At 64.2% G+C, this 19,061-nt stretch carries 21 protein-coding genes, 1 tRNA gene and 1 pseudogene; 6 read left to right on the plus strand and 17 right to left on the minus strand.

Features of this window, described 5'->3' with window-relative positions; all coding sequences use genetic code 11:
* Window positions 1–10: 10 nt before the first annotated feature.
* The 3 genes from SE92_RS02755 to efp all read right to left on the minus strand — a co-directional run bounded on the left by SE92_RS02755 (window position 11) and on the right by efp (window position 3,294).
* Window positions 11–997, minus strand: a complete 987-nt coding sequence (locus SE92_RS02755) for a DUF808 domain-containing protein (RefSeq protein WP_063194358.1) — start codon at window positions 995–997, stop codon at window positions 11–13.
* Window positions 998–1,077: 80 nt separating this feature from the next.
* A complete protein-coding gene (locus tag SE92_RS02760) occupies window positions 1,078–2,679 on the minus strand; it encodes a M23 family peptidase (RefSeq protein WP_198172531.1) in 1,602 nt (533 codons plus the stop codon).
* A 48-nt stretch (window positions 2,680–2,727) separates the two neighbouring features.
* Window positions 2,728–3,294, minus strand: a complete 567-nt coding sequence (gene efp / locus SE92_RS02765) for an elongation factor P (RefSeq protein WP_063194360.1) — start codon at window positions 3,292–3,294, stop codon at window positions 2,728–2,730.
* Between the two features lie 162 nt (window positions 3,295–3,456).
* Here efp and epmA point away from each other — a divergent pair, with 162 nt between their 5' ends.
* The 3 genes from epmA to SE92_RS02780 are packed head-to-tail and all read left to right on the plus strand — an operon-like array spanning window position 3,457 to window position 5,888.
* Window positions 3,457–4,509, plus strand: coding sequence for an EF-P lysine aminoacylase EpmA (gene epmA / locus SE92_RS02770; RefSeq protein WP_063194361.1), 1,053 nt, complete (start codon window positions 3,457–3,459; stop codon window positions 4,507–4,509).
* Window positions 4,506–5,600, plus strand: a complete 1,095-nt coding sequence (locus SE92_RS02775; protein ID WP_063194362.1) for a lysine-2,3-aminomutase-like protein — start codon at window positions 4,506–4,508, stop codon at window positions 5,598–5,600. The genes epmA and SE92_RS02775 overlap by 4 nt, the downstream gene beginning before the upstream one ends.
* A gap of 36 nt (window positions 5,601–5,636) precedes the next feature.
* Window positions 5,637–5,888 carry a hypothetical protein gene (locus SE92_RS02780; protein WP_063194363.1) on the plus strand — a complete coding sequence of 84 codons (252 nt, stop codon included), beginning with the start codon at window positions 5,637–5,639 and terminating at the stop codon, window positions 5,886–5,888.
* A gap of 55 nt (window positions 5,889–5,943) precedes the next feature.
* Here the strand turns inward: SE92_RS02780 and SE92_RS02785 are convergent, their stop codons facing one another.
* The 6 genes from SE92_RS02785 to SE92_RS02810 form a co-directional block, all read right to left on the minus strand.
* Complete coding sequence (locus tag SE92_RS02785; RefSeq protein WP_063194364.1) at window positions 5,944–7,029, minus strand: 3-deoxy-7-phosphoheptulonate synthase; 1,086 nt, start codon at window positions 7,027–7,029, stop codon at window positions 5,944–5,946.
* Window positions 7,030–7,262: 233 nt separating this feature from the next.
* Entirely contained in the window at window positions 7,263–7,841 is a 579-nt protein-coding gene (locus SE92_RS02790; RefSeq protein WP_063194365.1) for an HdeD family acid-resistance protein, read from the minus strand.
* A 69-nt stretch (window positions 7,842–7,910) separates the two neighbouring features.
* The gene (locus SE92_RS02795) at window positions 7,911–8,951 is read right to left on the minus strand and encodes a PrsW family glutamic-type intramembrane protease (protein WP_063194366.1); all 1,041 of its coding nucleotides are present in this window, start codon (window positions 8,949–8,951) and stop codon (window positions 7,911–7,913) included.
* A gap of 492 nt (window positions 8,952–9,443) precedes the next feature.
* The gene (locus tag SE92_RS36435) at window positions 9,444–9,731 is read right to left on the minus strand and encodes a hypothetical protein (RefSeq protein ID WP_502686746.1); all 288 of its coding nucleotides are present in this window, start codon (window positions 9,729–9,731) and stop codon (window positions 9,444–9,446) included.
* A gap of 151 nt (window positions 9,732–9,882) precedes the next feature.
* On the minus strand, window positions 9,883–10,509 hold the full coding sequence (locus SE92_RS02805) for a PilZ domain-containing protein (protein ID WP_063194367.1): 627 nt from the start codon (window positions 10,507–10,509) through the stop codon (window positions 9,883–9,885).
* 345 nt (window positions 10,510–10,854) lie between these two features.
* Window positions 10,855–10,929 (minus strand) — tRNA-Glu (locus tag SE92_RS02810).
* 218 nt (window positions 10,930–11,147) lie between these two features.
* Between SE92_RS02810 and SE92_RS02815 the strand changes: the two genes are divergently transcribed.
* The 3 genes from SE92_RS02815 to SE92_RS35515 are packed head-to-tail and all read left to right on the plus strand — an operon-like array spanning window position 11,148 to window position 11,877.
* Window positions 11,148–11,402 (plus strand): PilZ domain-containing protein, encoded by a 255-nt coding sequence (locus SE92_RS02815; RefSeq protein WP_018323099.1) that lies wholly within the window; start codon window positions 11,148–11,150, stop codon window positions 11,400–11,402.
* Between the two features lie 56 nt (window positions 11,403–11,458).
* Entirely contained in the window at window positions 11,459–11,704 is a 246-nt protein-coding gene (locus SE92_RS02820; protein WP_063194368.1) for a hypothetical protein, read from the plus strand.
* A 5-nt stretch (window positions 11,705–11,709) separates the two neighbouring features.
* Window positions 11,710–11,877: a hypothetical protein gene (locus tag SE92_RS35515; protein ID WP_157095017.1), complete on the plus strand. Its 168-nt coding sequence runs from the start codon at window positions 11,710–11,712 to the stop codon at window positions 11,875–11,877.
* 127 nt (window positions 11,878–12,004) lie between these two features.
* Here SE92_RS35515 and SE92_RS02825 read toward each other — a convergent pair whose 3' ends face one another.
* From SE92_RS02825 to SE92_RS37510, 8 genes and pseudogenes are all read right to left on the minus strand, one after another.
* The gene (locus SE92_RS02825; protein ID WP_063194369.1) at window positions 12,005–12,643 is read right to left on the minus strand and encodes a glutathione S-transferase family protein; all 639 of its coding nucleotides are present in this window, start codon (window positions 12,641–12,643) and stop codon (window positions 12,005–12,007) included.
* Window positions 12,644–13,023: 380 nt separating this feature from the next.
* Window positions 13,024–13,476, minus strand: a complete 453-nt coding sequence (locus SE92_RS02830) for a VOC family protein (protein ID WP_063194370.1) — start codon at window positions 13,474–13,476, stop codon at window positions 13,024–13,026.
* Window positions 13,477–13,744: 268 nt separating this feature from the next.
* On the minus strand, window positions 13,745–15,319 hold the full coding sequence (locus SE92_RS02835) for a hypothetical protein (RefSeq protein ID WP_063194371.1): 1,575 nt from the start codon (window positions 15,317–15,319) through the stop codon (window positions 13,745–13,747).
* Between the two features lie 233 nt (window positions 15,320–15,552).
* Window positions 15,553–16,212: an oxidoreductase gene (locus SE92_RS02840; RefSeq protein ID WP_063194372.1), complete on the minus strand. Its 660-nt coding sequence runs from the start codon at window positions 16,210–16,212 to the stop codon at window positions 15,553–15,555.
* 97 nt (window positions 16,213–16,309) lie between these two features.
* Window positions 16,310–16,606, minus strand: a complete 297-nt coding sequence (locus tag SE92_RS02845) for a type II toxin-antitoxin system RelE/ParE family toxin (protein WP_063194373.1) — start codon at window positions 16,604–16,606, stop codon at window positions 16,310–16,312.
* On the minus strand, window positions 16,603–16,911 hold the full coding sequence (locus SE92_RS02850) for a type II toxin-antitoxin system RelB/DinJ family antitoxin (RefSeq protein ID WP_063194374.1): 309 nt from the start codon (window positions 16,909–16,911) through the stop codon (window positions 16,603–16,605). The genes SE92_RS02845 and SE92_RS02850 overlap by 4 nt, the downstream gene beginning before the upstream one ends.
* A gap of 186 nt (window positions 16,912–17,097) precedes the next feature.
* A complete protein-coding gene (locus SE92_RS37505) occupies window positions 17,098–17,637 on the minus strand; it encodes a tannase/feruloyl esterase family alpha/beta hydrolase (protein ID WP_502686791.1) in 540 nt (179 codons plus the stop codon).
* A gap of 6 nt (window positions 17,638–17,643) precedes the next feature.
* A pseudogene (locus SE92_RS37510) lies at window positions 17,644–18,729 on the minus strand (tannase/feruloyl esterase family alpha/beta hydrolase); the annotation flags it as partial.
* Window positions 18,730–19,061: the final 332 nt, after the last annotated feature.

Consider the following 19,061-nt stretch of genomic DNA (forward strand, 5'->3'; position numbering starts at 1 on the left):
TCGGTAGCGTTCAGGCCTGCCGCGATCGCCTCAACCGTTTCCAGGCCGGTGCGAGACCATATTCGACGACCGGAATCGCGAGCGCACCGATCAGCAATCCAAGCACGCCCGAGATGGCTGCTTCGACAGACCATTCGACGATGCCTGCGACGGATGGAAGCGCATGTGCGGCAGCCTCGGTTACGGCATGGACCGTGCGGCCGATCACGGGCGGGCCATATTTTTCGATGCCATGCAGGATGATGCCGCCGCCGACCCAGATCATGGCGGCGGTTCCGATGGTGCTCAGCACCGCCAGGAAGGCGGGCATGCCGCGGACGAGCGCGCGCCCAACCATGCGAATGCCGGCGCCAATGAATGATGCTCCGTCATGGCGCGCCAGCGCCAGCCCGGCATCATCGGCCTTCACGATCAGCGCCACCACGCCGTAGACCCCGACCGTGATGCCGAAACCGACCACCGCCAGCACCAATGCCTGTGTCCAGATGCTGCCCGCCGGGATCGCTGCCAGCGTGATTGCCATGATCTCCGCCGACAGGATGAAGTCCGTCTTGATCGCGCTTGCGACCTTCTCATCCTCGACCGACCTTTCACCCCCCGCAGCCGGATCGAGTTGAGCTTCGTTGTCGTGCGCATGATGGGGCATCACGGCCTCGAGCACCTTCTCGGCCCCCTCGTAGCAGAGGAACGCGCCACCCAGCATGAGCAGCGGCGTGACCGCGGCGGGAAGGAAATAGCCGAGCAGCAGGGCGATCGGCAGCAGGATCAGCAACTTGTTGCGCAGCGATCCGACCGCGATCTTGCCGACGATCGGCAGTTCGCGCTTCGAGGCAAAGCCGATGACGTAATTCGGCGTGACGGCCGCGTCGTCGATGACGACGCCTGCGGCCTTCGCGCCAGCTTTGGCGGCCTGGCCCGCGACATCGTCGAGGGAGGCGGCCGCCACCTTTGCAATCGCCGCGATGTCATCGAGAAGACCGATCAGTCCGACGCTCATCAACCTGTCCTTCTTTGCCCGAGCTGGAAGAGTGCGCGACAAGATGCTCCTGCACGCTCCGGCAACGAACGAGCACGCCGTCAGTTCTCCTCGCCGCTCGATCCCTCGCGCAGGTCCGGCTTGATCACGTCCTCCGGCAGCGCATGGGCGACCGGCTGCGCGGTGACTGCGATCTCCGGGCCGACCTCGCGTCCGCGGGCGTGGATCAGGCGCTCATAGGAGGAGACCAAGGTGACGTAGGGGCTGACCCAGATCCAGCCGTCACGCGTGAACACTTGCACGTCGAAATGCAGGTGCATCGACGTCCCGGCGGGATGGTCGAGATAGTTCGAGATCACGCCGATCTTCTCGCCCTCGGTCACGATGCGGCCATTGACCACGCCATCGGCATTCAGCGCCTGCGGATTCATGTGCATGTAGCGGAAACGGATATGCTCGGTGCGGCTGTTGACCTGGAGCGTCGCGGCCTGGTCCTTGGCGCCGCGGATGACCATCGCGTCACGCACGGCGACGACGCCGCGCTGCTTGGGGTCGCAGGGCTCGCGGCCTTCGCCAGGCGGAGGGCAGTCGGCAGCGCGGATGTCTTCGCCCTGGTGGCCGTAGCCTCCGCCACATTGCCACACCTCGAAACTGCGCGACTCGCAGAAATTGTCACGCCAGGGATAGGCGGTCGGGCCTTCGCTCTTGTCGCGCTTGCCGTAGGACTGTGAGCGCACGAAGGCGGGGGCCTTTTCCAGGGGAAAGCGAATCTGGGCATAGGCCATCACGTCGGGGTGGCCGCCCTGCTTGCGGTAGCCGGTGTTCGGGATGATGTCCCCGCTCGGCCGGTAGCTGAAGTCCGGCGAACGTGCCGCGGGACGATCGAGGACATTGGACGCGACGTCCATCAGCGGCCGCATGCGTTGTCCGCCGGCAACCCGGAGCGCCTTCAGGAAACGTTCTGCGACAGGATAGGCTTCCTTGCAGGCAAGTCGCCGTGGCTTCGCCACGCTGTCGAGGCACTGCACCGACACCACATAAGCGACGCCGAAGCGGGTGAAGGCGTAGCGCGCGTAGCCTTCGCGAATGAACCTGCGCAGGTCCGGGTAGGTCGTCGCGAGCGGTTTGACCGGCTCGCCCTTGCCGCCGGAGGGATCGGCGATGTCGTAGACCAGCGCCGATCCCGTGATCTGCACTTCGACCGGCCGTGTGTACACCCGGGCGGGCATGCCGTCGCCGGCACCTGGCTCGAACGAGAAGGTCGCGCTGTAGCCGGCGGGGCCGGCGTCGAACATGTCGACGGGATTGAAGTCCGCCTGGTAGCGCGAGAGCGCGAGCGTCGCCGGTGCGCCGACGCGCTGCGCCTCGAGATATGCGGCGGCGTCGAACGGCAGCAGCACCGGTACCGGACTGCGCGTGATGCCGGTGAAGAATCGCGAGGAGACCGCGTTGAGTTGCACCAGTGCGGGAGTCGCGCGCGGATCGTAGCGCGGCACCGAACGGCGAGGCGCGAAGATGAAATCGTCCGCGACCCGGGGGCGGCTGTTGATCTCGGTCCGGAACTGGTCGAGCGCTGCGCGCCAGTCGACGCGCAGGGCCGTGAGCGAGGGGCTGCGGAATTCATCCGCAGCGAGCGGAGAGGCGATGAGGAGCGAAAGCGACGCCAGAATTTGCGAGACGAAGCGGAAACCTTTCCCAACCACTGTCTCGCCCCCCGGCGCCGCCACCTGTAACGACCGCCCTGTTCCCCGTCAGTCCTTGGCGCGCTCGGAGTAGGAGCCGTCCTCGGTCATCACCACGATGCGGGTGCCGACCGCAATGTGCGGCGGCACGGTGGTGCGGACGCCGTTGGAGAGCACCGCGGGCTTGTAGGAGGAGGAGGCGGTCTGGCCCTTGGTCACCGGCTCGGTTTCGACCACTTCCAGCGTCACGCGCTGCGGCAGCGCGAGCGAGACCACGTTGACGTCGTGGGTCGACAGTTTGACCGTCATGTCCGGCTGAAGATACGCGGCCGCGTCGCCGACGACGTCCTTGGAGACCTGGACCTGATCGTAGGTTTCCGGGTTCATGAAGTGGTAGCCGTCGCCATCTTCATACAGGAAGGTGTAGTTGCGCTCTTCGATGGTGGCCTTTTCGACCTGGTCCGTGGTCTTGTAGCGTTCGGAGATCTTTACCCCGTCCGAGATTCGGCGCATTTCGATCTGGCTGACCGGGGTGCCCTTGCCGGGATGGATGTTTTCGGCGCTGACGACGACGTAGAGCTTGCCGTCTTGCTCGATCACGTTGCCTTTGCGAATAGAACTGGCGATGACTCTCAAAGCTGTATTTCCTGCTTGCTTGGCCCGGCACCGGCCAGGACGTGATCAATTCGATGGGGGACTTGGGGTCTCAAATCGGACCTCGGCGCCCGTTTCGGGCCGCAACATACTGATTTTGCCGTTAGATGCCAGCGTTTTGCTCGGCGCTGGGGCGGTCGGTTAATGGCTGGGGACAAGCCCATCTCACCGTTCTGGTCGCCCGACCGTCACCTCGACCGCCGGCCGTTCCTCCAGGCCAGAGGGGCCATTACCGGGTCTCTCAGGGGCTTTTTCGCCGAGCAGGGCTTCGTCGAGGTCGAAACCTCCGTCCTTCAGGTCTCCCCGGGCAACGAGACCCATTTGCACGCCCCCCGGACCGAGCTGATGCGGCCGGACGGCGGCCGGGCCAGCCGATATTTGCGGACCTCGCCCGAATTCGCCTGCAAGAAGCTGCTGGCGGCGGGCGAAACGCGGATATTTGAGTTCGCCCGGGTGTTCCGCGACCGTGAGCGCGGCGACCTGCATCTGCCCGAATTCACCATGCTGGAATGGTATCGGGCCGGCGCCCCCTATGACGCCATCATGGCCGACACCGTGGTGGTCATCGCCCGGGCCGCGCAGGCGACCGGGATCGGGACGTTCTCGTTCCGCGGCCGCACCGCCGATCCGTTCGCCGAGCCCGAGCTGCTGACGGTCGCGGGCGCCTTCGAGCGGTTCGCCGGCATCGACCTGATGTCGACAATCTCGGGCAACGAGGGTAACCGTGCCGCGCTTGCCGCGGCCGCCCGCGACAAGGTCCGTGTGGCCGAGGACGACACCTGGTCGGATATCTTCAGCAAGGTCCTGGTCGAGCATGTCGAGCCGCAGCTGGGGCAGGGCCGTTTGACCATCCTGTTCGAATACCCATCTCCAGAAGCGGCGCTGGCGCGGGTGACGGCTGGGGATCCCAGGGTTGCCGAACGCTTCGAGGTCTATGCGTGCGGGGTCGAACTCGCCAACGGCTTTGGGGAACTGACCGATGCCGAGGAGCAGCGCAAACGCTTCACGGATTCGATGACGGAGAAGCAGCGCCGCTACGGCGAAGCCTATCCGCTGGATGAAGACTTTCTGGCCGCTGTCGCCGCCATGCCGGAGGCGAGCGGCGTCGCGCTCGGCTTCGACCGGCTGGTGATGCTGGCGAGCGGGGCTTCGCGAATTGATCAGGTGGTGTGGACACCGCCTGCGGGTGAGAGATGACGAAGACCAATCTTGCACGTACCTTGCGTGAGCCGGCCGAACTCGTGGCGGAGCATCTTGCTCCGGCCTCGGCGCTGCCCGCGCTTGAGCGCGTGGCCGCGCGCTATGCGGTCGCGATCACGCCGGCGCTGGTCGAACTGATCGACACGTCCGATCCCGACGATCCCATCGCGCGGCAATTCGTTCCGAGTGCAAACGAACTGGAGATGCAGCCGGGCGAGAACGCCGACCCGATCGGGGATCACCCGCATTCTCCGGTTGCCGGGATTGTGCACCGCTATCCCGATCGCGTCTTGTTCAAGCTCGTTCACGTCTGCGCGGTCTATTGCCGCTTCTGCTTCCGCCGCGAGATGGTGGGGCCCGGCAAGGAGAGCGCGCTGTCGGATAGCGCATACCGGGCGGCGATCGATTACATCCAGTCGCATCACGAGATCTGGGAAGTGATCCTGACCGGCGGCGACCCGCTGATGCTGTCGCCGCGGCGGATCAGCGAGATCATGACCGATCTGGCGGGCATCGATCACGTCAAGATCATCCGCCTTCACACCCGCGTGCCCGTGGCCGATCCCACCCGCATCAGCGACGAGATGGTCGCGGCGCTCAAGGTCGAGGGCGCGACCACCTGGGTGGCCGTGCATGCCAACCATGCGCGCGAGCTGACGGGGCCGGCGCGCGACGCCTGCGCGCGGCTCGTCGATTCCGGAATTCCGCTGGTGAGCCAGTCGGTGCTGTTGCGCGGCGTCAATGACAACATCGCTGCTCTGTCGGATTTGATGCGAGCTTTCGTCGAATGCCGGATCAAGCCCTATTACCTGCATCACGGCGATCTCGCGCCGGGCACCGCGCATCTTCGGACGACGCTGGCGGAGGGGCAGGACTTGATGCGGCAGTTGCGCGGGCGGGTGTCGGGACTGTGTCAGCCGGACTATGTCATCGACATTCCCGGCGGCGCGGGCAAATCGCCCGTGGGGCCCAACTATGTGTTGGCGGAGCAAAATACCGCAGCCGATGCGGGTGAAGCGGGAGCCGAAACGCGCTATCGTATCGTGGACTATTGCGGCGACGTCCATCTCTATCCGCCTGAGACCTGAGCGGTGAGAAGCGCCGGTTTGAATGGAGGATCGGATATGAAGAAGATCATGCTGGCAGCATCGCTCGTGGTCTTGATTGGTGGTTCGGCGATGGCGCAGACCGGCACCAAGGGATCGACGTCAAGCGGCGCGAACTCCGGGTCGGTGCCGCAGGCACCTGTCGGCCATCGCCAGCCGCGCGTCTCGGACGTGCCGAGCGAGAAGAATCTGACCGATCCGAACGATCCGCTCAGCAAGGAAAACCAGGCGCTCGACAAGAAGATCAAGAGCATCTGCCGCGGCTGCTGAGGTCCTCACCTCTCCCCGTCGGGGAGAGGTGAGGAAGAGCCCATCCCGCGTCGGCTTACGCCGACCGCTCGTGCAGGCCGGCGCGCCTTGTGTTGCGGCGAACCTCGACCGCGTCGGCGAGTTGCTCGAGTACGGTCGCAGTAGATGCCCAGTCGATGCAGCCATCGGTGATGCTCTGGCCGTAAGTGAGCGGCTTGCCCGGCGCCACGTCCTGGCGGCCGGCAACGAGATTGCTCTCGATCATCACGCCCATGATGCGGTTCTCGCCGCCGGAGATCTGGCCGGCGATGTCGGCGGTGACGAGCGGCTGATTCTCCGGCTTCTTGCTCGAATTGGCGTGGCTCGCATCCACCATCACCAGCGGCGCGACGCCGGATTTCGCAAGCTCGTTGCAGGCCGCCGCGACGCTCGCCGCGTCATAGTTCGGCTTAGCTCCGCCGCGCAGGATGATGTGGCAGTCCTCGTTGCCGGCAGTCGAGGCGATCGCCGAGCGGCCGAGTTTTGTCACGGCCATGAAATGATGCGGATGCGAGGCCGACTTCACGGCGTCCGCTGCGATCCGCACATTGCCGTCCGTGCCGTTCTTGAAGCCGACCGGACAGGACAGGCCCGAAGCCAGCTCGCGGTGGATCTGGCTCTCGGTCGTGCGTGCACCGATTGCGGCCCAGGACACGAGGTCGGCGATGTATTGCGGCGTCGTCATGTCCAGAAACTCTGTGCCGGCGGGCAGGCCGAGATTGTTCACCGCCGACAGCACGTTGCGCGCCAGCCGCAGGCCCTTATTGATGTCGAAGCTGCCGTCGAGATCGGGATCGTTGATCAGGCCCTTCCAGCCGACCGTGGTGCGCGGCTTCTCGAAATAGACCCGCATGACGATCTCGAGCTGGTCGGCGAGATCTTCGCGCAAGCTCGCGAGGCGCTCGGCATATTCGAGCGCGGCCTTGGGGTCATGCACCGAGCAGGGGCCGACCACCACCAGCAGGCGGTCGTCCTGGCCGGCGAGAATGGCGTGGATGGCGTTGCGCGCTGCCATCACCACACGGGTGGCGGTGAGCGTGCGCGGGACCTCCCGCATCACCTCTTCCGGGGTGCTCAGCTCTTTCAGTTCACGGATGCGAAGATCGTCGGTCGTGCTCAGCACGGCGGGCTCCTGTTTGTTTCGAACCTGCCGGCCAATAAAAAAGCCGCCAGGTCTGGCGGCTTGTTCGGACGTTTGCTTCAATATTCAGATTGAGCGCGATCCTCCTGCCGCCAGCGAGCTGTCGTAGCTAAAGTACCAAAAATAGCTGGTGGCGACGGTGATCATGGCAGGCCATATAGCGCGCCATAGGCGCCTTGTCACCCCCCAATCGGGGTGACCGGCGCCAAGGCGTCTCAGGTGTTGCTGTTGCGCGCCGCCAGCGCCATGCCGATCAGGCTGGCTCCACCGAACAGCAGGTTGATGCCGACGAGCACGCCGATGGCCCATTCCGCCGAGCTCGGCAGTCCCGTGATCACCATGAACGAGATCGCGATGTCGAGGAGACCCGAGATCAGGAGCCACGACCAGCGGCTGCCCGGCTCGCGGCGGTGCCCCAGCGCGTACATGATGGTGGCGACGCCCTCGGCGAGGAAGTAGGCGCCGAGCACGATGGTCAGCGTCAGCACGGCCTGGATCGGGCGGGCCAGCAGCAGCGCGCCGGTGAGCACGGCGAGCGCAGCCGAGAGCAGCGACCACCAGAAGCCCGGCGTCGCGCGCGCCCAATAGGTCACGATCAGTCCGCCGATGCCGCTGATCAGGAACATCCAGCCGAGGAAGATCGCGATCGCAAGGCTCGCGAGCGGCGGCAGGATCAGGGCGGCGACGCCGAGGACGGCGAGCAGGATGCCTTCGAACAGGAAGGCCTTCCAATGTGCCTTGACCGTCTGGCTCATGACGGATTGCAGCCGTGAAAGATCGTCGGGTGATGTCATCGTCTAGCTCCGGAACGAGGGGAGTGGGCCCAATCTAGTCGGCCCCTGGCGCGCGCGCCATGCGGTGGATCAACCTCCGCCGGGTGCCGAGGAAAAACCTTCCGCGCTGGTCCGGATGCGGTTGCGGCCGAGAATGTAGATCGCCGTTGTGACAATCAGAAGCGCAAGGCCGAGCAGGATCGAAACGAAACCGATCGGGATCAGGGCCAGCGTCAGATTGCGCTCGGGGTTGATGAGCCAGTGATGGATCGAGGTCAGCACGAAGGCGAGCCCGAGAAAGCCAACGCCGCCGCCGGCCAGCAGCAGCGCCCACATTCGGCGAAGCTGACTCAGCCGCTCCCGTGCAACATCGGTCCGGGGAGCGTGGTGGCGGGCGACGCGCCGGACCAGGCGGATCGCGAAGGCGATCGAGCTGAAGCCGATCAAGAGGCTCGCCGCCCCCAGCCACATCCGCAATGTCGGGTCGAGGTCCGGCATGCGCTGGAGGGTGAGCAGGGGAAAATCGAAGGCGGAATGCAGCGCGAGGGGGCCCGCGAAGATCAAGAGGCGGCTGGAGAGGCGGGCCCAGTCGCGATGGTGGCGGTTTGCGCCCAGCGCTGTACCGGCGCGCGCGATGGTCAGGTAAGCGCCCGCGATGATGCCGAGCGCGCCGTGGAACGGCACCGTCAGCACGCTGCGCAACGCGGCCAGCGAACGCCACATCTCGGCGTGCTGAACCAGATAAGCGAGGTTCTCGTAAGCGGCGAAGCCGAGGCCGACCGCGGCGCCGTACACCACGGTGTCCATGGGATTTGCAAAAGTCCGCCGTTTGGTCGAGGAGACCACCACGATGGCGATCACCTTGACGGCTTCCTCGGGCAACGCGACGCCGAAGACCGAATGCATGGCGAGCGCCGCCCAGGGATTGTCGGGCGCGGCGACCATCTTGGCGAAGGGGGCACGAGCAAGGCCCAGCAGCGAGATGCTGGCGGCGCCGAGCAGGAATGCGGTCCAGACCTGGGCCGGCGGGCCAGGGCGCTCTTCAGCGGCGATGACAAGCCATAGCATCAGCAGCGCCGGGGCGATGGCGGCAGTTCCGATGACGGTTGGCAACGCTTCAATCAGGTACATCGGCGCCGAAAATAGGTTCCCTTGGTTCGCTTATCTACATTCTCCGATGCGACCATGTGTCATGTGCTCGCTGTCGGCTCGCTTAACGCGCGCGACAGCCCAGGTTCATCTGCCGTCAGCCGCGGAGATGTAGAATACAATCAATCGCATGACAGCGCCCGTTCGTCATCCATGGCAATGACTGCCCGACCGAGGTCGAGGCGTGATTGGCAAGCTGGATCAAGGAAGTGCGCAAGTTTCTTCGATTCACCACGTAGCCGCGCGCGAGGCAGGCCAGCTAGCTGCGCTTCGTCGGTTCCCGACGGGGCGGTGAGGCGATCCGGCGGGTCCGAGTCTGCTCCAGCTGCCAGAAGGCACGTACGAGGCACGTGCCGAGGCAGAAGACGATGAGCAACAGCAGGAAGGCCTGGTCCACGGCGGGGATGTGCATCATGGCGATGATAAAGCAACGCCCGTGCCATGCGTTCCCGCAACGGCCGGCGTTTTCCGCCTTCAGTGCGTGGTGAACGGCGGCGGCGCGCTGGGGGCGACGTCGAAGGCGCCGAGATGGAATTCCTCGCCAGAGGACGCGTCCGGGCCGCCCGGTTGCACCAGCAGCGTGAACGCGGCCTGGGGGTAGAGCCTCCAGATTTCCAGGTCGCCGGCGGTGATGGTGAGCCAGCCGAACGTGTACATGTAGCGTCCGGGCTCGGTGACCCGGCCGACCCTGTCCCAGGTGATCTTATCAACCTTGATCTTTTCAACCTTGATCGTTTCAAGCGAGATATTGTCGACTGCCATCCGGTCCCCCGATCGCAAGTCCGCACATCAGGTCCGGCGCGCGGCACGGACCGTCAAAAGCTGATCCCGCAATGGGGCCGCGATAGGGCAGCGTCGCGGAGGCGGGACGACCGGAGGATGCCGGCGACCGCGCGGAGGATGCCGGTCCGGCTCAGGCCGACTGCGCCAGGGGCGAGCGCACGATCAGGCGGACCAGATCATCCCGCGACTGCTTTTCGGCGAATTTGACCGCGAAGCCGTTGTCGAATTTGCGGATAACCCGGCCCACACAGGCGCCGACCGCAAGCGGGGTTCCGACCGGCGGGTCGTACTCGCAGGAGATCGCAACGCCGGCCGTGGAGACGTCGATGATGAAGCAGGGATGGGTACTGCCGTCGGCGAGGGTCAGGAAGGTGTGGGAGACCTGCGGAACGAAACGGGCGTCGCGCCGCAGCTCCTTGACGCTGTCGTCCTTCTTCTTCTTCTCCAGCCAGGTCAGCTTTTCCGACATCCAGGCGCGCCGCGCCCGCGTCATGTCGAGCTCCATCAGGAAGCCCGCCTTCAGCGTCGCGCTGATGGTGCACTGGAATTCGCCGAAATCCTGGAAGTAGGAGGTCACGCGCTCGCCGACCTTGCCGACGACAGGCACGTCCACGATCATGCGGAACGGCGAGACGCGCTTGGTCCGGCAGGCGAAGGTGCGCAGCTTGCCCTCGCAATCGTACCAACGCGGCAGCGAGTAGCTGCCGGCCACGCTGACTTCCACTGCTCGTTGCCTGAGGAACTCGGTGACGGACATGCGCGCCAATCGTGGTTTGGGATCGTTTCCGTAATTCCACGGTAGCAATCAAATTCTAAGCAAATGATACCAGCGCTCAGGAGCAGGGGTAAATTTCTGGTAAATGCGCGCCTCGCTCCCAACGCGAATAGCGCGGCAAGACGACCCTTTTTGCTGCAGGCCCGCTCACAACACCATCATTGGGCGCGCGGTGAACCAACAGCGGGCAGGGCGGCTAAAGAAATTCCGGCAGGGCCAGGACACCGAACTGGATTGCGCGTGGCCGATGACGTCACTGAGAACGATCTTGAAGCTGCCGCTTGCCGGCACAGGACAACGCCCGCCTGGCGGCCGTCGCGTGCGCACTGGCGCTCCCTAGCGGAATCGAACCGCTCTCTCCACCGTGAAAGGGTGGCGTCCTAACCGATAGACGAAGGGAGCAAACACAGGACCGTTTGATCGACACGGCCGCTGGCCGGCCGAACAGGGCCCGGCGGCTGCAGCGGGCGAACGTATAGTGGCCTTTCCGGCTTCGGGCAAGCCGTTCCGACCGGTCTTTTGACCCCGGTGGACAGCGCCGGCCCAAAGAGCATTCCGTGGCGATTTCAACGGTTTCTTAGGGTTCCCTGCGTAGCGCTGGAGTGGGAGATCTTTCACCTATGCCACCGCCGAAAAAGCGCGCAGCCCGCAAGCTGCTGTCGCAGCACGCCTGGATCACGCTCGACGGCGGATTCGCCGCGCGGCATTGCCTGGTCCAGGACATCTCGGATTCGGGCGCCAAGATCACGCTGGACGAGGACGCCAGCCAGCTGCCGGGCGTGATCCGGCTCGCCTTCGCGCGCGATGCGCGCACCGGGCGGAGCTGCCAGGTGGTCTGGCGCCGCGGCAAATCGGCCGGCATCAAGTTCATCTGATCGCGGCCACGGCCACCCCGATGGCGCGCAGCGCCGGTCCGGGCTAGAACGCCGCCATGCGCACGCCGCTCCTCATCCTGATCTCGCTGCTGACCACATCCGCCGCCGCCGCGGAAGCCCTGCGTCTGCCGCCAGCCGAGCGGACTCAGGCGGGCACGACCGTTCCGCTGAAGGGAGCGCCCGGCAAGGCACGCGCGGGCTCCTGCGCGACGTACGGCCCGCGCTTCGTCATGGTCGAGGGCACTGGGACCTGCGTGAAGATCGGCGGCTCGATCAGCATCGACACCACCGTGAGGCGCTAGCGGCCATGCCGGCGGATCTGCTGCGGCTCGACCTCATCGTTCCCGTCCTGATGTACTGCGCGTTGCTGTGGTGGGTCGGCCGCGGCATGAGCTGGACGGCGCGGCTTGCGACCGCGGCGGTGACGCTGGTGCTGATCGTCGGCGTGCTGCTGGTCGAGCGCGGCTGGCGCTAGGCCAAAGGCAAAAAACGCGAAAACAACCCCATGCACAGTAGCCGTCAAGTGCCGGGCTGACGCTCCTCGCCTGCGCCGAAACGCGGATTCTTCGTGCTTTCACCGCAGCTTACGCCGCGCCACCGACTCACGACATCGGCGGTGCGACATGTTGGGCAAATCCGGGCCGCTTGCCGAGCTCGGCGAGCCAGCGGGTCAGATGCGGCTGCGCCGGCCGGGAGATGCCCTCGACGCCGAGCCAGCGCCGCGCATAGGAGCCGAGCGCGATGTCGGCGAGCGTGAATGCATCGCCCTCCATGAAGCGGCGGGAGGAGAGCAGGCGGTCGGCGATGGCCCAGACCTCGGCGGCGGCATCGGCATCGCGCTGCACCTGGATCATGTCGCGCTCGGCGGGTGCGGTGCGCACGATGCCCCAGAACACCGGGCGGTCGACCGGCTGCACCGTCGACAGCGTCCAGTCGAGCCAGCGGTCGACCGAGGCGCGCAGCTTCGGCGCTTCGGGATAGATCGGCGTGCCGCGTCCATGCGCGAGGCAGAGATAGCGCATGATCGAGTTGGACTCCCACAGCACGAAGTCACCCTCGACCAGCGTCGGGATCCGCGCATTGGGGTTCATCGCGAGATACTCGGCCTCGCGCGTCTTGCCGTAACTCATGCCGGCGTCGATGCGCTCATAGGGCAAAGCGAGCTCGGTGAGGCACCACAGCACTTTCTGCACGTTGACCGAATTGGCGCGGCCCCAGATCGTCAGCTTGGTGTCAGGCATGGAGCGTCTCCCCGCATTGTTCGGTGGTGGCGTAGCCCGGATGGAGCGAAGCGCAATCCGGGGCCGGCGCCCCGCATTCCGCTGCGCTCCATGCGGGCTACAAATCCACCTTGCCGCGGGTGATAGCGGAATTCGGCGCGGGGAGCGATGTGCGATTGCGGCGCGCCTCTCATGCAAAAAGCTCCGCACGCGGCGGAGCTTTCATGGCAAGGAAGTCTTTGATCCCGTCGCTCAGCGGCCGAAGAACAGCCACAATAGAATGATCACCGGGATCGGCACACCCAGCAGCCACAACAGAATTCCGCGTCCCATGGTTTCCTCCTCCAATCGGATTGTCGAGGAGTGAACGCGGGCGGCGAGGGCTTGTTCCAGTCGCGCGCCTACCAATGGCCGGTGTTGGGCATCGACAACCACGGCTCCTGCGGCGGCTTCGGCTCACCCTTCTGCAGCAGCTCGATCGAGTGCAGGTCCGGCGAGCGAACGAAGGCCATGTTGCCGTCGCGTGGGGGACGGTTGATGGTGACGCCGGCCTTCTGCAGCCTCTCGCAGGTGGCGTAGATGTCATCGACCTCATAGGCGAGATGGCCGAAGAAGCGATCCTCGCCGTACTTCTCCTCGTCCCAATTCCAGGTGAGCTCGACCAACGGCGCGCCGCGCGTTTGCGGCTGCTTCTTCAGCCCCTCGAGATCGTCGGCCGAGCACAGGAAGACGAGCGTGAACCGCCCCTTGTCGTTCTCGATCCGCCGCACCTCCTTCAGCCCGAAAGCATCGACATAGAATTTCAGCGCGACATCGAGATTGCGCACGCGCAGCATGGTGTGGAGGTATCGCATGGTTGTTGCTCCCTGGGGGTGGAGGGTTTTTGGGTCGGCTGGGCCGGCGCGGGGAGAGATAGCAGGAAAGTGGGACGAGGGGCAGGGGGCCCAGGCAAATGTGTGCGTGAGAGGTGTCGGTTCGGCTCGAGCTGCATCACGTTCGAAGCAGTGCCGCCATCACACGCGCGAGCGCCGTCGGCGGATGAGTGAGATGAGCTAAATAATGCACTGAACTGCACTTCTGAAGTGAGATACGATAATTGCGGTGACAGTGCTAGACTGCATTCTAGGCCACACTCATCAGAAAGTGCTCGGACCAATTGGCGATGCAGAATTCGCTTTTCTCCCCGAGCATGTCCCTGGCCGATATGTACCAGCAGATCTCCAAGTCCAGTTCGTCGTCGACCTCGAGGTCCGGCCGCGATGCCTTCAGCGCCACGACTGTGTTCGATAGTTGCTCGGTATCGATAGACAGGTTGACGGCGTAGCCGCCTTCTACGAGCAGCAGGTGCGGCGGCAGCTTTTCATAGTCGCTCCAATCTACCGTGTACTGATGTGCGAGCGGCTCTATGAAGTCATCGTAGACGTTGCTGGTCGCGTTCGTGAATCCCTCCTGCAGCCGGCATATCATCTCGGAGTAGACCCGGATCGTGATGGGGCCGACTTTTGGAACCATATCGTCCGAAATCTCATCTTCGCTTCGCTCGTAGAAATCGGCGAGGAAATTGTGCTTGAGCGTTGCGACGCGGATATTGCGCGCGGTCGCGACGATGCGAATCTTGCCATGTCGCTTGATGACCGCACGCCGCTCCAGCGCGCTCGAGTATTCCGGTGCGGTAACGTTGTCCTTGCTGTAGCGGAAGATGTCGCCGATCGCCACGACCCTCCCGGCCCAACTCGAATCCAACAGAAGCTCATTCCGGGATCGGCGCGTCAAGGCGAATATCTCTTTCATCAATTCCCAGGCATTGTTCCCGTGAATGACGGCTCCCGGGTAGCGAAATCCTTCCGCGCCAGGTGTAATGCTGTTCTCGTCGACGGCAGCCACGATACCAGGCGAATTGTACGCGGCGGCGACGAGCTGCGCGAGGTTGCGGGCCTTGTCCGATAATGACGTTCCCTTCACGTAGAAATATGCGTCGTCCGTCGACGTGAGATCGTCGATCGAAGGCAGGCTGAAATCCAGGCGTTTTTGCCAGGGACTGTCCTTGTGGTCGGCCATCTCCTTCAGCAGGCGTCTGATCTCCCGCGCGGCGGCTTCGATCGCGTACTGGGGTGTCCGAAGTCTTTCGAAGCACAGATTCCAGCTTGCGAGTGCCTTGTATTCCGCAAGCGTCTTTCGCGGTGGCGGATCCGGATATTTTGCCATTTCCAGATCCAGCGCATGTCGTTCCGCCGCCTGCCGGTTCACCAGCTCGTCGTCGCCGGGCTCGCTGGTCAACCCGTGCGCCAATGCCGTGTCGACCTGGATTTGGGCGATGCCGATCGAGCCGTTGATCTTCCAGGCTTCCTGCAACTCGTCGATCCAGTTGATCTGCGCGAGCTCGTTGAGGACGACGACGGCCAACAGGTCCGGCGGAATCATTTGAGACCTGGCGCTTGCGTTGATCTGGGCAATGTAGCCACCGAGCTTTCGCTGATACCAGGCGAGGCGGTCCTTCGCGGCCATCTCCTGAACCGTGTGGGTCTCCATCCGCTCCAGAGTGATCTGCGGGAGCGGGCTGCCTTGCTGCTTGGACTCCTCGATCGTCGGTTCCTGCTTGGGAAGCGCCTCGAACCCGAGATCGAGTGCGCTCTCGTCGCCGTCGACGAGATGCTCCGAGATTTCCTTGAGATCGCTGGAGTAGATTGCCTTCGCCATCGAACCGGCCCCCATGCCGGTGCGGACGAGAATCGCCGCCTTGGGAGGCCATTTTATCCGTGTATCGGAAGCCGCCTTGCGGCAGATCAAGGATTGCTGTGACGGTCCAGCACTGTACGAGTTACGGTGACAGCTCGTAGGATGGGTAGAGCACTCGCGAAACCCATCATGTTTCGTCACGCAACGGAGGCCCTCGATGGGTTTCGCTTCGCTCTACCATCCTACTAGCTGCATCAAGTTCCGAGTAGTGCCGCCATCTCTTTCCAATGATAGGTCCGCACCTTCTCGGTTTGATGCCGCGCGGCTTTGGCGATGGCGTGCGCGATGTCGTTTCCGGTGAGCCCGCGATACCGGTCGGCCGGGCCAACGAGCAGCGGATTGAGCGCGCCCCATATTGCGATGATGAGGCGTTCACGCGGGCGGTCCTCGTCGCGCGCGCCGAGGATCATCGACGGGCGGAAAATATGCGTGTGCTCGAAATCGAGCGAGAGAATGTCCCGCTCCACCTCGCCCTTGGTCCTGAGATAGAACACGCTGGAAGCCGCGTTGGCGCCGACGGCCGTGACCAGAAACACCGACCGCGCGCCGTTCGCCCTGGCGATCTGGGCCGCCAACACCGGATAATCGTGATCGATCTTGTAATACTCAGCCTCGTCGGGCGTGTGCTTGCGCGTTGTCCCCAGAGCGATGAAGATTTCGTCCGCAACCAATTGCGGCTTGAGTGCGGGCAGGGAAGCGAGATCGCCGATCAGCGCCGTGAGCTTCGGATGGCTCACCGCCAGCGGCTTGCGGGCCACCGCGACAACCCGCGAATAGTCGGAACTGTCCAACAGGTCGCGCAGCAGATGCGAGCCGATGAAGCCGGTTGCGCCGAAGACAAGTGCGGTTTTCATTCAAGCTGCCGTTTTGCGTTGATTGCGTGATCGCTTGTTGAAAGCTCGTAGATGGGTAGAGGACTTGAGAAACCCATCATGGTTTGGAGCGCAACAATTATTCATCTCCGGGAAGCTCATCGGGCCACTTCTGGGCGCCGTGGAGGATGCGCAATATCCGGATCGAGCTTTCCGTTACGGCATAGGCCGCGACATAAGGCGTACCGACAATGACGAGCTCGCGTGTGCCGGCCACACGTCCAGGCCGCCCACTCTCGGGAAACTCGACAAGTCGATGCGCAGCGGCAGCGATCCGCTCGTCGAGCGCTATGGCTGCCCGAGGATTTTCAGCCACGATGTGGGTGAAGATGCCGTCGCGGTCCGACAGCGCGAAGGCGGACCAGACGAGCTTCACGACTTTGGTTCGTCCGCCCTGCGCCGAGCCGCCGCGCGCCGCTTTGCGAAATGCGCTTCAGCCTGTTCGTCGGAAACATCGGGTCGGGTATCGTTCAGCGCCGCCATAACCTTTGCGCGGAACCAGTCGTCATGAGCCTTGCTGTTCGTGACGAGTTCGAGCGGTAGCGCGCCCTCATTGGCGGTCCGGGTCAGCAGGATGCGAACCGCGTCCGATACCGTTAGCCCCATCTCCTCAAGGACGGCGGAGGCGCGATCACGGACTTCGGCGTCGATGCGGGTTTGGACAAGGGCATTTGCGGCCATGTTCGCCTCTTCGGATGCGATATAGCAATGTAATTCAATTGAATGACGAGCGCAAGGGTTGCCGGGGCCCGCGGCGCCGACGCGCTGAGCGTGCGGAGCCTCGTAGCGGCTTGCGTTTGCCCGATCGAGATACCGCGATGACCGCAATTGCGGTGCTACTGCACTCAACTGCGCTGCAGATAGTCCCTACTTGCACTCAAAACTCGCCGCGCTCTCCGGATCGCCTTGGCCCTTGTACTGCGCATGTTGCGGATAGGCGCAAAGCGGTCGGCTGCGGCCGGGAAAGGCTGGTCCCGTCGCGACCACCGCATCGGGCGCCTTGCCGTCTTCCACCCAGTTCACGACCGCGCTGAGGAGATCGAAACGATCGAGCGTTGTGCCGCTCGAGCAGTGACCCATGCCGGGCACCAGGAAGGCCCGGCTCGATTTCTCCCGCACCAATTCCATGCCGCCGGAATCCATCGCCATTCGCTCGTAGTAATTCACGGTGTCGAGCGCCGAGAACCAGGGGTCGCTCACGCCGTGGTAAAACAGCAGCTTGCCGCCATGGCTGAAGTAGCTCGAAAGGTTGGTCCAGTAGGCGGTGTTGGTGAGGCGATCCATCCCGCTCGCGTTGACGCGGTCTTCGAGTTGATCGACGTCGATGCTGTCCCAAACTGGCGGTCCGACCGGACTGCGCGCGCCTGTTGTCAGGATGCCGGGAATGGCAACGCCTTCGGCGGCCACGCCGCTGTCCCACGGGAATGGCGGGTAGACCTGCGTGCCGCGTGAATTCTTCGGGCCGGCAAAAGCCTTCTTCAGGGCATCGACCTGCGGCGGCGCCAAGCAGGAATCCGTCTTGTTATCCGTCTTGTCGCCGTTGCAGGTGAGGACCGCGGGATCGAATTGACAGGCCTTGCCGTCGAAGATCAGGCCATCCCCGACGCCGTCCTTGGCGTCGCAGGCATCGAGGATCGCGTTCGTGACCAGCTTGCGCTCGGCCGCGGAAAACGTCTTGGCGGGCTCCGGCTTGCCGGATGGATCTTTCGGCGCGACCTGGCTGAAGGCAGCGTTGGCCCAGGCGAGACCGATATTGGAGTTGCCGGTGCGCATCGCAGGCGCGCCGGCGACGATGCCGTCGAATTGTTCGGGATAGCGGGCCGACGCCAGCATGCCTTCGCGGCCCCCGGTCGAGCACCCCGTGAAATAGGAACGCTTTGCGGGCTGGCCATAGTAATGCGCGACGATCGCCTTGGCGGCCATCGTCACCTTGCCGACGGATGCATTGGCGAAGTTGAGCGCGGCTTCCTGGTCCTTCAGGAACGAGGCATCGAACACCGCGCCTTGATGACCGCTATCGGTCGAGACCACGGCAAAGCCGCGCGCCAACGCCGGAACCTCGCCGGCCGCCTGGTAACCCAGCGGCGGCCGGATCGAGCCGTTCAAACCGCCGCCGCCCTGAAACAAAAACCGACCATTCCAGCGATCGGGCAGGGCAACGGCAAAGCCGATCGCGTAGGACTTGCCCTCGACGCCGACGCGCTGATCGATCACGCCATCGGCGCGGCAGTTCGGCGGCAGCGCCACCGATATTGTGGCCGGCGCCGGCGGCGACGGTTGCACGGTCCCCGGCGGCGCCTCCGGCACCACCTCGGCCTTGGTGACTGTTGCCGTCGATCCCGGCATCTTCCAGCCGCTCAGGTCAGTGCATTTGAGTGCAGGCAGTATGTTGGCAGAATCGTCGCCGCGTGCCGGCGAGATCGCTATGACCAAGATGGCAGCTACTAAAGGCAGGCAAGCCATCGCATCATCAAGGGCCACGCTTCTTTTTCGCTGCATCGTTCCTCCCTGCCGGTTTCTGAATTTTATTGCGGCGCATTTAACTCACGCTGGCGCCGGCCTATCTGCTGCACTGAAACTATCTTGTGTTATTCGGGAAGTGCAGTCCAGCGGCGCAGGCCTTCGATCGCTCTCGCCCTTCGCCCTTGCCGATGAAGTCGATCGAACAGGATGGCGGATGCTAAGTCGCTTGCAGACGTCGGTTACAGAGCGACGCTGCAGTCTCGGTGAACTGGCCAGCGACCTCACGGCTCGTTCTACGGCAGTCCCGCTTGCGCGGTATCTCCGCCCAGATAGGCCAAACCGTCGGCACTTGAACCCGGCCAGCGGCG

The sequence above is a fragment of the Bradyrhizobium sp. AT1 genome (genome assembly GCF_001590795.1).
Lineage (GTDB): Bacteria > Pseudomonadota > Alphaproteobacteria > Rhizobiales > Xanthobacteraceae > Bradyrhizobium.